The organism is Streptomyces sp. NPDC051963 (assembly GCF_044593495.1).
In the GTDB taxonomy this organism is placed as follows: Bacteria; Actinomycetota; Actinomycetes; order Streptomycetales; family Streptomycetaceae; genus Streptomyces.
In genome coordinates this window covers 605,734-617,799 of record NZ_JBIUCC010000004.1, presented here as the reverse complement: position 1 = coordinate 617,799, position 12,066 = coordinate 605,734, and the positions used below count along the sequence as shown (strand labels likewise).

The window sequence follows — 12,066 nt, the reverse complement described above, 5'->3', positions numbered from 1 at the left end:
CCCTGCAGCCGCACGTGGTGGCCGTTCAGCGCGGGTTGAACGTCGCCCTGGCCCGCCGTCCTGCCCGCCGGTGTTCGAGCCGCCCCCGTACGTCCGTGACCAGGCGGGGGCCGATCCACAGCGAGGGGTCGGCCCCGAATACAGTGGGGCGGTGAACGGCGACTGGCTCCTCCGCGGCCGAGACGGCCGCCTCAGCGTCTACTGGTCGGCTGATGACGCCGTCCTGTGCCGGGCGGAGCGCGTACCCGGCGGCCCGTGGGACGGCCCGCGCCAAGTGGGCGGCGAACAGAGCGTGCAGACGGGGTTCGCGGTCGGCCGGGGCGCCGACGGTTACGCCCATCTGGTCGCCTGGCGGCCCACCGTGTCGGGCGAGTCGGGCCTGGTGCACTCCACACACTTCAGGCCCCTGCTGGCGCCGCTGGACTGGATGCCGATCGGCCACCCCAACAAGAAGGGCGAGCGGACCGGCACACCCGCCGTGGCCGTCGACGCGGAGGGCCGGGCGTACCTCTTCGTGCGCAACCGCGGCAAGGGCGTCCACACCATCAACCAGAAGGAACGCGGCGGCTGGAACGGCTGGCACGACCTCAAGGGCTCCCGGGTGGACGAGGAACTCGTCGCCGTCACCGGGGAGTCGAGCCTCGTAGAGGTGTACGCCACCAACCCCACCGGCATCCTGAGCTGGCGTCAACAGGAGCCCGGCGCCCGCCCGGTCGCGGCCGATCCGCTGCCGGTCCGGATCGAGCCGGGGACACTGAGCGCGCTGCCGACCTCGAAGGAACACACGACGCTGTTCTTCGCGGACCCGGAGGGCATGCTGTACGCGTGGCGCCCGGGCGGCGAACCGACCGCCCTCGTCGCCGCCGTGGGACCCGGGCCCGTCTCCACCGCCCGCTGCGTCCTGGACGGCCACGACTGCACCCTGCTCGCGCAGCGCTCGGCCTCCGGCCGGGTCGCCTTCGCCGCCTACCCGACGGAACAGGAGTCGGCGGGCCTGTGGTGGACGGAGTCCGGCCCGCAGCTGCCGACGGGCACCCGGGTCGCCCTGGCGGAGGACGCCGGGGGACGCGTCGTGGCCGCGAGCGTGACTCCGGACGGCGTCCTGCGTCTCGCCCGGCAGAAGGACGAGCCCGGTCTCGCACTCGCGGCCTGGCAGGAGAACCTCTAGCCACGACAACGCCGGTGCCCCGCACACCAGTTGGCGTGCGGGGCACCGGCGTACATCACAAGCGGTTACACGGGAACGCTGGCCGCGCCGGGCTCCAGGAACCGCTTACCGGTCACCCGCTCCGACACACCCTCGCGGTCCAGGTACGGCGTGAGGCCGCCCAGGTGGAAGGGCCAGCCGGCGCCGGTGATCAGGCAGAGGTCGATGTCCTGGGCCTCGGCGACGACGCCCTCGTCGAGCATCAGCCCGATCTCCTGGGCGACGGCGTCGAGGACGCGCTCGCGGACCTGCTCCTCGGTCAGGACGACATCGCCCTGCTTCAGCAGCGCCGCGACCTCCGGGTCCAGCTCCGGCTTCCCGCTGTCGTAGACGTAGAAGCCGCGCTTGCCCGCCTTGACGACGGCCGCGAGGTTCGGGGAGACCGTGAAGCGGTCCGGGAAGGCCCGGTTGAGGGTCTCCGAGACGTGCAGACCGATCGCGGGACCGACCAGCTCGAGGAGCACCAGCGGCGACATCGGCAGACCGAGCGGCTCCACGGCCTTCTCGGCGACCGCGACCGGGGTGCCCTCGTCGATCACGTTCTGGATCTCGCCCATGAAACGGGTGAGGATGCGGTTCACGACGAACGCCGGGGCGTCCTTCACCAGAACCGCGGTCTTCTTCAGCTTCTTGGCGACGCCGAACGCGGTCGCGAGCGACGCGTCGTCGGTCTGCTCGCCGCGGACGATCTCCAGCAGCGGGAGGATCGCGACCGGGTTGAAGAAGTGGAAGCCGACGACCCGCTCGGGGTTCTTCAGCTTCGAGGCCATCTCGGTGACCGAGAGGGACGAGGTGTTGGTGGCGAGGATCGCATGCGCCGGAGCGACCGCCTCGACCTCCGCGAACACCTGCTGCTTGACACCGATTTCCTCGAAGACGGCCTCGATGACGAAGTCGGCGTCCGCGAAGCCCTCGGCCTTGTCCAGGACACCGGTCACCAGGGCCTTGAGGCGGTTGGCCTTGTCCTGGTTGATACGGCCCTTGCCGAGCAGCTTCTCGATCTCGGCGTGGACGTAGCCCACACCCTTGTCGACGCGCTCCTGGTCGATGTCGGTCAGCACGACCGGCACCTCCAGGCGACGCAGGAAGAGCAGCGCGAGCTGGGAGGCCATCAGACCGGCGCCGACGACACCGACCTTGGTGACCGGGCGCGCCAGGTTCTTGTCCGGGGCGCCCGCGGGACGCTTGCCGCGCTTCTGCACCAGGTTGAACGCGTAGATACCGGCACGCAGTTCGCCGCCCATGATCAGGTCGGCGAGCGCCTTGTCCTCGGCGTCGTAGCCCTGCTGGAGGTCGGCGTTCTTGGCGGCGGCGATGATGTCGAGGGCGCGGTAGGCGGCCGGAGCGGCCCCGTGCACCTTGGAGTCCGCGATGAAGCGGCCCTTGGCGACGGCCTGGTCCCAGGCCTCACCGCGGTCGATCACCGGGCGCTCGACCTCGACGTCGCCCTTCAGCACCTGGGCGGTCCAGATCAGCGACTGCTCCAGGAAGTCCGCGCCCTCGAAGATGGCGTCGGCGATACCGAGGTCGAAGACCTGCTGGCCCTTGAGCTGCTTGTTCTGGTTGAGCGAGTTCTCGATGATCACGCTCACCGCACGCTCGGCGCCGATGAGGTTCGGGAGCAGCGTGCAGCCGCCCCAGCCCGGGACCAGGCCGAGGAAGACCTCGGGGAGGGAGAAGGCCGGGAGGGCCTTGGAGACGGTCCGGTACTCGCAGTGCAGACCGACCTCGACGCCACCGCCCATCGCGGCGCCGTTGTAGTACGCGAAGGTCGGGACCGCGAGGCCCGCGAGGCGCTTGAAGACCTCGTGGCCGCCCTTGCCGATGGCCAGCGCGTCGTCGTGGTTCTTCAGCAGCTCGACGCCCTTGAGGTCGGCGCCGACCGCGAAGATGAACGGCTTGCCGGTGACGCCGACACCGACGATCTCGCCGGCCGCGGCCTCCTTCTCGACCTGGTCGACGGCGGTGTTCAGGTTCGCCAGCGAGGCCGGGCCGAAGGTGGTCGGCTTGGTGTGGTCGAAACCGTTGTCCAGCGTGATGAGCGCGAAGCGCCCGGCGCCGTACGGCAGGTCGAGGTGGCGTACGTGCGCGGACGTCACGACCTCGTCGGGGAACAGCTCGGCCGCACCCTTCAGGAGTTCAGCGGTGCTCACTTGTTGCCTCCGGCGTCCTTGTGGTGCGGGTTCTCCCAGATCACCGTGGCGCCCATGCCGAAGCCGACGCACATGGTGGTGAGGCCGTAACGGACCTCCGGCTGCTCTTCGAACTGGCGGGCCAGCTGCGTCATCAGCCGGACGCCGGAGGAGGCCAGCGGGTGACCGTAGGCGATGGCGCCGCCGTACTGGTTGACGCGCGCGTCGTCGTCCGCGATGCCGTAGTGCTCGAGGAAGGCCAGGACCTGGACGGCGAAGGCCTCGTTGATCTCGAAGAGGTTGATGTCCTCGATCGACAGACCGGCCTGGGCGAGTGCCTTCTCGGTCGCCGGGATCGGGCCGTAACCCATGACCTCCGGCTCGACGCCAGCAAACGCATACGAAACAAGGCGCATCCTGACCGGCAGATTGTTCTCGCGGGCGAACTCCTCGCTCGCGATGATCGACGCGGTCGCACCATCGTTCAGACCGGCAGCGTTACCGGCGGTGACCCGGCCGTGGACGCGGAACGGGGTCTTCAGACCGGACAGGCTCTCCAGCGTCGTGCCGGGGCGCATCGGCTCGTCGGCGGTGACCAGGCCCCAGCCCGTCTCACCGACCTCCGCGTTGGTGTTGCGCACCGAGATCGGCACCAGGTCCTGCTGGATCTTGCCGTTGGCGTACGCCTTCGCGGCCTTCTCCTGCGAGCGCACGGCGTACTCGTCGGCGCGCTGCTTGGTGATGGTCGGGTAGCGGTCGTGCAGGTTCTCGGCGGTCATGCCCATGAACAGGGCGGACTCGTCGACCAGCTTCTCGCTGACGAACCGCGGGTTCGGGTCCACGCCCTCGCCCATGGGGTGACGGCCCATGTGCTCGACACCACCGGCGATGACGGCGTCGTACGCACCGAAGGCGATGGAGCCCGCGACGGTGGTGACGGCGGTCAGCGCACCGGCGCACATGCGGTCGATCGAGTAGCCGGGGACCGACTGCGGCAGCCCGGCGAGGATGCCCGCCGTGCGGCCGATGGTCAGGCCCTGGTCGCCGATCTGCGTGGTCGCGGCGATGGCGACCTCGTCGATCTGCTTCGGGTCGAGACCGGGGTTGCGGCGCAGCAGCTCCCGGATCGCCTTCACGACGAGGTCGTCGGCCCGGGTCTCGTGATAGATGCCCTTCGGGCCCGCCTTGCCGAACGGGGTGCGGACGCCGTCGACGAAGACGACGTCCCTGACGGTACGAGGCACGATGGCTCTCCTCCAGGGTGCGGGATCTGCACTGCTGCGATGCGCTGCGCTGAGCGCGCGCTCAGGTCCATGCTACTTGTGGGTAACGTGGCTGCACAGCCCTGGCAGGGGGAGCGGCGAAGGTCACATCGCAACGCAGGTGGCGGAGCGCCCCGACAGGGGCGAAAGGAGAGACATGCGGAGGTGAGGCGCCGGTGAGCGGGTACGGCTGGACGCCCCGTCCCCACGGCCCGTGGCGGCCGCTCGGACTCGGCGAGCAGCCGCTGTACGACGTCGGTCTGACGTTGAGCCACGGGAGTGACGCCGTCCGGGCCGACGAGGATCTTGGCGTGATCTCGACGTCGCGGTTCCGCTTCCACGGCCCACATGCGACGCGCTGAGAGACGTAAGTGAACCGTTTACGGAGCGAGGAACCGGTTACGGCGGCGGGGAACCGTTTACGGCGCCTTGGCGGACAGAGCCTCCACCAGTACGGGAGTCACCAGCTCGACCTGCCAGGCCCGAGCCCCCAACCCGGCCAGCGCCCCCGCAACCGCTCCGGCGTCAGCCGGAACCGGCGGCTCCCAGCAGACTCTGCGCACGGTGTCCGGTGTGATCAGGTTCTCCTGCGGCATATTGAGCTGCTCGGCCAACGCCGAGACCCCGGCCCGAGCCGCGGACAACCGGGCGGCAGCAACCGGATCCTTGTCGGCCCAGGCGCGCGGCGGCGGCGGCCCGGCAACGGGCTGCCCGGGCTGCGGCAACTGGCTGTCGGCAAGGGCCTTGGCGCGGTCGACAGCGGACTGCCACTGCTCCAGCTGCCGTCGCCCCATCCGGTGCCCGAAGCCGGTCAAGGCAGCCAGCGCATGCGCGTTGGCCGGCAGCGAGAGCGCGGCCTCCACGATGGCCGCGTCGCTCAGCACCTTGCCGGGCGAGACATCCCGCCGCTGCGCGATCCGGTCCCGCATCTCCCACAGCTCCCGCACCACGGCCAGCTGGCGACGCCGGCGCACCTTGTGCATCCCGGACGTACGACGCCAGGGATCCTTGCGCGGCTCGGCGGGCGGGGCGGCCGCGATCGCGGCGAACTCCTGGTGGGCCCACTCCAGCTTGCCCTGCCGGTCCAGCTCCTTCTCCAGCGCGTCCCGCAGGTCGACGAGCAACTCCACGTCCAGCGCCGCATACCGCAGCCACGGCTCGGGCAGGGGGCGGGTGGACCAGTCGACGGCCGAGTGCCCCTTCTCGAGTACGAAGCCGAGAACGCTTTCGACCATCGCGCCGAGCCCGACCCGCGGGAACCCGGCGAGCCGCCCGGCCAGCTCGGTGTCGAACAGCCGCGTGGGCACCATGCCTATTTCCCTGAGACAGGGCAGGTCCTGCGTGGCGGCGTGCAGCACCCATTCCACACCGGAGAGCGCCTCGCCGAGGCCGGAGAGGTCGGGACAGGCGACGGGGTCGATCAGCGCGGTGCCCGCGCCCTCGCGGCGCAGCTGGACGAGGTAGGCGCGCTGTCCGTAGCGGTAGCCGGAGGCGCGCTCGGCGTCGACGGCGACGGGGCCCGAACCGGCGGCGAAGGCGGCGATCACCTCGGCGAGCGACGCGTCGTCCACGATGACCGGCGGAATACCGTCGCGCGGCTCGAGCAAAGGGATCGGTTCAGGGTTCGGCGCCCCCGTAACAGAAGATCCGCCGTCGTCCGGAGGGGCGCCTCCGGTGGTTCGCAGTGAGCTGTCTGCTGCGGTCTCTTGGGCGTCGGTCACATGTCAAGGGTATCTGTGTATGGACAGCGCCCGTCGACGGAACGTTCCGTCGACGGGCGCCTGAGGGTCGTAAACCAGTCAGGTCGGTGATGGATCCGGTTCACGACGCATGGGTTGGTGTGGGCGGGATCAGTGACCGGTCCCGTTCACGTGTGTGAATAGGGTGGCTCAGTGGATGATTCCGGTGCGCAGGGCGACCGCGACCATCCCGGCACGGTCACCCGTGCCGAGCTTGCGGGCGATCCGGGCGAGGTGGCTCTTGACGGTCAGGGCTGACAGGCCCATCGAGACGCCGATCGCCTTGTTCGACTGGCCCTCCGCCACCAGCCGCAGCACCTCGACCTCACGGCCGGACAGTTCTCGATAGCCGCCCGGGTGGCTCGGAGCACCCGGGGGGCGACGGTGCATACGGGCGGCGGCGGAGCCGATGGGGGCGGCGCCCGGTCGGGTGGGGAGCCCGACGGTCGTACGGGTGCCGGTGACGACGTAGCCCTTCACACCGCCCGCGAGGGCGTTGCGTACGGCGCCGATGTCGTCGGCGGCGGAGAGGGCGAGGCCGTTGGGCCAGCCCGCGGCGCGGGTTTCGGACAGGAGGGTGAGGCCGGAGCCGTCGGGCAGGTGGACGTCGGCGACACAGATGTCGCGGGGGTTGCCGATGCGGGGACGAGCCTCCGCGATGGACGAGGCCTCGATGACGTCGCGCACACCGAGCGCCCACAGGTGGCGGGTGACGGTGGAGCGGACGCGCGGGTCGGCCACGACCACCATGGCGGTCGGCTTGTTCGGGCGGTAGGCGACCAGGCTTGCGGGCTGCTCGAGGAGAACGGACACCAGGCCTCCTGGGGTGCGGGGACGACTTTCTAGGTCACAGTCGTCTTCGGCACCAAACCTCGAATTCTTTAGAGAAAGATCACGATCTAGTGAGTAACAATCAGGGCAATTCGGACAGGCTGTCGATCACTCGATGAACGAATCAGTTCGTTCGAGGGACTGTCCATGACTGAAAGTGGCCGTATCGACAAAGCGAGAGAGGTGCGCCGGTCGTCGGGACGGCCGTCAGCGTGACTGCGGCCCCCGTCGCTGCGGCAGCGTCACCACGGACGCGTCGCCCGGACCGGCCGGCGGCAGGCCCGCGACCTGGGCCAGCAGATCGCACCAGGAGGCGAGATGTGCCGCCGCGTCCGGGACGCCGCCCAGGCCCTCACGGGGCGTCCAGGAGGCGCGGATCTCGATCTGCGAGGCCGACGGGCGCTCTGCGAGGCCGCCGAAGTAGTGCGAGCTGGCCCGCGTGACGGTGCCGCTCGGCTCGCCGTACGTCAGACCGCGCGCCTGCAGCGCACCGGTCAGCCACGACCAGCACACCTCCGGCAGCAGCGGGTCGGCGGCCATCTCCGGCTCCAGTTCCGCGCGCACCAGCGTCACCAGCCGGAACGTGCCCCGCCAGGCGTCGTGTCCTGCCGGGTCGTGCAGCAGTACCAGGCGGCCGTCGGCCAGATCCTGATCGCCGTCGACGACCGCGGCCTCCAGCGCGTGGGCGAAGGGGGCGAGCCGCTGGGGCGCGCGCGTCGGCTCGACCTCGATCTGCGGCCGCAGCCGTGCTGCCCGCAGCGCGTCGACCGCGGCCCGGAAGGGTGGCGGAGCGGTGTTGTCATGCCCAGCGCCCTCCTTCGCGTCGTCCATTCCGTCAGCGCCTTCCGACAGTTGTCCCTGAGCCGCAGCCATGCGGTGCAGATTAAGCGGAACGGGGGCTCGGCGCAGGGTAGACACCCTTGCCGCTGGTGGTTTGGTCGCCTACGGGGAGGGGTGGTCGCTGTTGTGGGGCGGGCTGCGGACCGGTGGGGGCTGGTCGCGCAGTTCCCCGCGCCCCTAGGTGCGCTGCCCTCGGGCCGGGTTGTCAGGCGGGCGTGCGAGACTCTTCGCGTGAGCGTCATCGACAGCCCTGCGGGCAAGCAGCCGACAGCGACGTACGACTCCGCCTTCATGAGGGCGTGCAGGCGTGAGCCCGTGCCGCACACGCCGGTGTGGTTCATGCGGCAGGCCGGACGCTCCCTGCCGGAGTACCGCAAGGTGCGCGAGGGCATCCCGATGCTCGAGTCCTGCATGCGCCCCGAACTGGTCACGGAGATCACCCTGCAGCCGGTGCGGCGGCACGGCGTGGACGCGGCGATCTACTACAGCGACATCGTCGTCCCGCTCAAGGCCATCGGCATCGACCTGGACATCAAGCCCGGTGTCGGCCCGGTCGTCGAGCGCCCGATCCGCACGCGCGCGGACCTCGCCCAGCTCCGCGACCTGACCCCCGAGGACGTGTCGTACGTCACGGAGGCGATCGGCCTGCTGACCCGTGAACTCGGCGCCACCCCGCTCATCGGTTTCGCGGGCGCGCCGTTCACCCTCGCGAGCTACCTCGTCGAGGGCGGTCCGTCCAGGACGTACGAGAACGCCAAGGCGATCATGTACGGCGACCCGCAGCTGTGGGCCGACCTGCTCGATCGCCTCGCCGACATCACGGCGGCCTTCCTGAAGGTCCAGATCGAGGCCGGCGCGAGCGCGGTCCAGCTCTTCGACTCCTGGGTCGGCGCGCTCGCCCCGGCGGACTACCGGCGCTCGGTGATGCCCGCCTCGGCCAAGGTCTTCCGGGCGGTCGCCGAGTACGGCGTGCCGCGCATCCACTTCGGCGTCGGTTCCGGCGAACTGCTCGGCCTCATGGGCGAGGCGGGCGCGGATGTCGTGGGCGTCGACTGGCGGGTCCCGCTGGACGAGGCCGTCCGTCGGGTCGGCCCCGGCAAGGCGCTCCAGGGCAACCTCGACCCGACCGTCCTGTTCGCCTCCACCGAGGCCGTCGAGACCAAGACCCGCGAGGTCCTCGACGCGGCCGCAGGCCTCGAGGGCCACGTCTTCAACCTCGGTCACGGCGTCATGCCGAACACCGACCCGGACGCGCTGACCCGTCTCGCGGAGTACGTCCACACGCACACCGCCGGCTGAAAGACCGCCGTCACCACTGGTGCCGGGCCCGTGCCCGTCTGCCGAACAGCAGGCCGCGCGGCTCCGGTGGCGGTGGGGTCCCCGGCTTCAGCGGCCACGCCAGCAGCATGCCGGCCAGGAAGCCGACGATGTGTGCCGCGTACGCCACGGTGCCCGCGTCGGAGATGCCCTCGCCGGACGAGTACACCGCCTGGAGCACGAACCAGAAGCCCAGCACCAGCCAGGCGGGCAGCCTCAGCGGCAGAAAGATCAGGAAGGGCACGAGGACCCAGACGCGGGCCTTCGGATACAGCACCAGATAGGCGCCCAGCACCCCGGCGATAGCCCCGGAGGCGCCGATCAGCGGGTCGCCGGAGTCGTCGTTGACCAGCGCGAAGCCGTACGACGCCGCGTAGCCGCAGACGACGTAGAAGAGCGTGAACCGCACATGGCCCATGCGGTCCTCGATGTTGTTGCCGAAGATCAGCAGGAACAGCATGTTGCCCAGCAGGTGCAGCCAGCCGCCGTGCAGGAACATGGCCGTGAGGACGCTCAGTTCCGGCGACTTGTCGTAACTCGGCGGGCCGACCAGACAGCCCGCTCCCTGGGGGCCGACTCCGATGTCGCCCGTCGGCACGACCCGGGGTATCTGGTGGTGGATCAACTCCCTCGGCACCGCCGCGTAGTGGTCCAGGAACGCCTGGAGGTGGCAGAGCTGGGCCAGGCTGCTGTCGCCCGCCACGGAGCCGGCGACGCCCGGCGTGGACAGGAAGACGACCACGTTCGCGGCGATCAGCGCGTACGTCACCCAGGGGGTGCGGCGCACCGGGTTCACGTCATGGACGGGGATGACCACAAGGAATGTGTGCCCCCGATGAGGGCGGTGAATCGGTGAACGTCGCCGTGTCTGCGTGCGTATGTCTCTCCAACCGACCGCGGAATGGCGCTTCGCGGGGATGACGTGAGGAACAGGCGATGAACGACCGAGTTACTCCGCCCATTCAAGCCTTGCCCGACGGTGAGGCCGAAGTTTCCCTGGTGCTGCATCTGTCCTGGGAGGACATTGCCCGGCTCGGCCAGGAGGCGGGGCGGCTGGCGGCGCAGATGCAGCGGCCGGTGACGTTGGACGAGGCGGTGAGCCATCGGCTGCGGTCCGCGCGGGCCGCAGCGCATGCGAGGTCCTCCGGGGAGCAGCCGGCCGCGGTGGCCCCGGCGTCGGTCTCTTCGCTGCCGGCGAGGCCTCCGGCGGAGCAGGCGCGTCAGGCGATCGACCGGATCAACGGGACGGCGTGAGTCTGCGGGATTCGCCGTAGGGGTGCGGTGATGTGCGGGCTGCGGGTTCGTCGTGGCTTGTCGCGCAGTTCCCCGCGCCCCTTAGGCGCGCTGCTCTACCGCTTTTGCGGCTTTTCTGGCGGCTACCAGTACCGGATCCCAGACCGGGGAGAACGGGGGAGCGTAGCCCAGATCCAAGGCCGTCATTTGCTCCACCGTCATTCGTGCGGTGAGAGCCACCGCCGCGATGTCGACTCGCTTGCCGGCGCCTTCCCGCCCGACGATCTGGACTCCTAGCAAGCGGCCCGTTCGGTGTTCGGCGAGCATTTTCACCGTCATGAGGTCGGTGCCGGGGTAGTAGCCCGCGCGGCTGGTGGATTCGATGGTGACAGCGGTGAATCGGAGACCTGCCCGGCGGGCGTCCTTTTCGCGCAGGCCGGTGCGGGCGATCTCCAGGTCGCAGACCTTGCTGACGGCGGTGCCCACGACGCCGGGGAAAGTGGCGTAGCCGCCGCCGACGTTGGTGCCGATGACCTGGCCGTGCTTGTTGGCGTGGGTGCCCAGGGCGATGTGGCGTTCCTGGCCGGAGACCAGGTCGAGGACTTCCACGCAGTCGCCGCCGGCCCAGATGTCGGCGTGACCGCGTACGCGCATCGAGAGGTCCGTCAGCAGGCCTCCGTGGGCGCCGAGCGGGAGGCCCGCCTGCGCGGCGACGGTCGTCTCCGGGCGGACGCCGATGCCCAGGACGACCACGTCCGCCGGGTATTCGGTGGCCTGAGTGGCCACCGCGCGCACATGGCCGTCCTCGCCGGTGAGGATCTTGGTGACTTCCGCGTCGTTGACCATGGTGATGCCGAGGCCCTCCATAGCGGCGTGCACCAGGCGGCCCATGTCCGGGTCGAGGGTGGACATGGGTTCGCTGCCGCGGTTGACGACCGTCACCTCGTAGCCGCGGTTGATGAGGGCCTCGGCCATCTCCACGCCGATGTAGCCCGCACCGATGACCACCGCGCGTCGGCCACGCGTGCGTGCCAGCGTGTCGATGAGGGCCTGGCCGTCGTCGAGGGTCTGCACTCCGTGGACGCCGGGGGCGTCGGCGCCCGGCATGTCGGGGCGGATCGGACGGGCGCCGGTCGCGATCACGAGTTTGTCGTACGACGTCCAGGACTCGGCGCCGGAATCGACGTCACGTGCGCGTACCCGCCGCCCGGCGACGTCGATCTCCGTGACCTCGGTGCGCATGCGCAGGTCGATGGCGCGGGCGCGGTGTTCCTCGGGTGTGCGGGCGATCAACTGGTCCCGTTCGGGGACGTCGCCGCCGACCCAGTAGGGGATGCCGCACGCCGAGTACGAGGTGAAGTGGCCGCGCTCGAAGGCCACGATCTCCAGCTCGTCCGGGCCCTTCAGACGGCGGGCCTGCGACGCCGCGGACATTCCCGCGGCGTCGCCGCCGATCACGACCAGTCGTTCCCGCGAACCCCGTGCAGTGCTCATGCTCATGCGAA

11 protein-coding genes are annotated in these 12,066 nt (G+C 70.4%); 4 read left to right on the top strand and 7 right to left on the bottom strand.

Going from position 1 to position 12,066, the window contains the following annotated elements; genetic code table 11:
• Positions 1–151: 151 nt before the first annotated feature.
• Positions 152–1,168: a hypothetical protein gene (locus ACIHFB_RS19450; RefSeq protein WP_400127437.1), complete on the top strand. Its 1,017-nt coding sequence runs from the start codon at positions 152–154 to the stop codon at positions 1,166–1,168.
• A 65-nt stretch (positions 1,169–1,233) separates the two neighbouring features.
• Here ACIHFB_RS19450 and ACIHFB_RS19445 read toward each other — a convergent pair whose 3' ends face one another.
• Together ACIHFB_RS19445 and ACIHFB_RS19440 are read right to left on the bottom strand one after the other, a co-directional pair.
• The gene (locus tag ACIHFB_RS19445; protein ID WP_400127436.1) at positions 1,234–3,360 is read right to left on the bottom strand and encodes a 3-hydroxyacyl-CoA dehydrogenase NAD-binding domain-containing protein; all 2,127 of its coding nucleotides are present in this window, start codon (positions 3,358–3,360) and stop codon (positions 1,234–1,236) included.
• Positions 3,357–4,583 (bottom strand): thiolase family protein, encoded by a 1,227-nt coding sequence (locus ACIHFB_RS19440; RefSeq protein ID WP_400127435.1) that lies wholly within the window; start codon positions 4,581–4,583, stop codon positions 3,357–3,359. Before ACIHFB_RS19440 ends, ACIHFB_RS19445 begins: the two co-directional genes overlap by 4 nt.
• Before the next feature lie 194 nt (positions 4,584–4,777).
• Here ACIHFB_RS19440 and ACIHFB_RS19435 point away from each other — a divergent pair, with 194 nt between their 5' ends.
• Positions 4,778–4,963: a hypothetical protein gene (locus tag ACIHFB_RS19435; protein WP_400127434.1), complete on the top strand. Its 186-nt coding sequence runs from the start codon at positions 4,778–4,780 to the stop codon at positions 4,961–4,963.
• Between the two features lie 57 nt (positions 4,964–5,020).
• Here the strand turns inward: ACIHFB_RS19435 and ACIHFB_RS19430 are convergent, their stop codons facing one another.
• The 3 genes from ACIHFB_RS19430 to ACIHFB_RS19420 all read right to left on the bottom strand — a co-directional run bounded on the left by ACIHFB_RS19430 (position 5,021) and on the right by ACIHFB_RS19420 (position 8,044).
• Positions 5,021–6,322 (bottom strand): ribonuclease D, encoded by a 1,302-nt coding sequence (locus ACIHFB_RS19430; RefSeq protein ID WP_400127433.1) that lies wholly within the window; start codon positions 6,320–6,322, stop codon positions 5,021–5,023.
• 168 nt (positions 6,323–6,490) lie between these two features.
• Positions 6,491–7,153, bottom strand: coding sequence for a response regulator transcription factor (locus tag ACIHFB_RS19425; RefSeq protein WP_210584235.1), 663 nt, complete (start codon positions 7,151–7,153; stop codon positions 6,491–6,493).
• Between the two features lie 225 nt (positions 7,154–7,378).
• Positions 7,379–8,044 (bottom strand): DUF3000 domain-containing protein, encoded by a 666-nt coding sequence (locus ACIHFB_RS19420; protein WP_365274913.1) that lies wholly within the window; start codon positions 8,042–8,044, stop codon positions 7,379–7,381.
• A gap of 258 nt (positions 8,045–8,302) precedes the next feature.
• Between ACIHFB_RS19420 and hemE the strand changes: the two genes are divergently transcribed.
• The gene (hemE, locus tag ACIHFB_RS19415) at positions 8,303–9,310 is read left to right on the top strand and encodes a uroporphyrinogen decarboxylase (protein ID WP_400127561.1); all 1,008 of its coding nucleotides are present in this window, start codon (positions 8,303–8,305) and stop codon (positions 9,308–9,310) included.
• 10 nt (positions 9,311–9,320) lie between these two features.
• On the opposite strand, the gene ACIHFB_RS19410 is transcribed toward hemE, so the two are convergent.
• On the bottom strand, positions 9,321–10,145 hold the full coding sequence (locus ACIHFB_RS19410; RefSeq protein ID WP_365274907.1) for a rhomboid family intramembrane serine protease: 825 nt from the start codon (positions 10,143–10,145) through the stop codon (positions 9,321–9,323).
• 119 nt (positions 10,146–10,264) lie between these two features.
• Between ACIHFB_RS19410 and ACIHFB_RS19405 the strand changes: the two genes are divergently transcribed.
• Positions 10,265–10,582, top strand: coding sequence for a hypothetical protein (locus ACIHFB_RS19405; protein WP_365274904.1), 318 nt, complete (start codon positions 10,265–10,267; stop codon positions 10,580–10,582).
• A gap of 81 nt (positions 10,583–10,663) precedes the next feature.
• On the opposite strand, the gene ACIHFB_RS19400 is transcribed toward ACIHFB_RS19405, so the two are convergent.
• Positions 10,664–12,061 carry an FAD-dependent oxidoreductase gene (locus ACIHFB_RS19400; RefSeq protein WP_400127432.1) on the bottom strand — a complete coding sequence of 466 codons (1,398 nt, stop codon included), beginning with the start codon at positions 12,059–12,061 and terminating at the stop codon, positions 10,664–10,666.
• Positions 12,062–12,066: the final 5 nt, after the last annotated feature.

Excerpts from the sequence above, each read along its gene's own strand:
- ACIHFB_RS19420 (WP_365274913.1), bottom strand. The coding sequence starts at position 8,044 with ATGGCTGCGGCTCAGGGACAACTGTCGGAAGGCGCTGACGGAATGGAC.
- hemE (WP_400127561.1), top strand. The coding sequence starts at position 8,303 with ATGAGGGCGTGCAGGCGTGAGCCCGTGCCGCACACGCCGGTGTGGTTC.
- ACIHFB_RS19405 (WP_365274904.1), top strand. The coding sequence starts at position 10,265 with ATGAACGACCGAGTTACTCCGCCCATTCAAGCCTTGCCCGACGGTGAG.
- ACIHFB_RS19400 (WP_400127432.1), bottom strand. The coding sequence starts at position 12,061 with ATGAGCATGAGCACTGCACGGGGTTCGCGGGAACGACTGGTCGTGATC.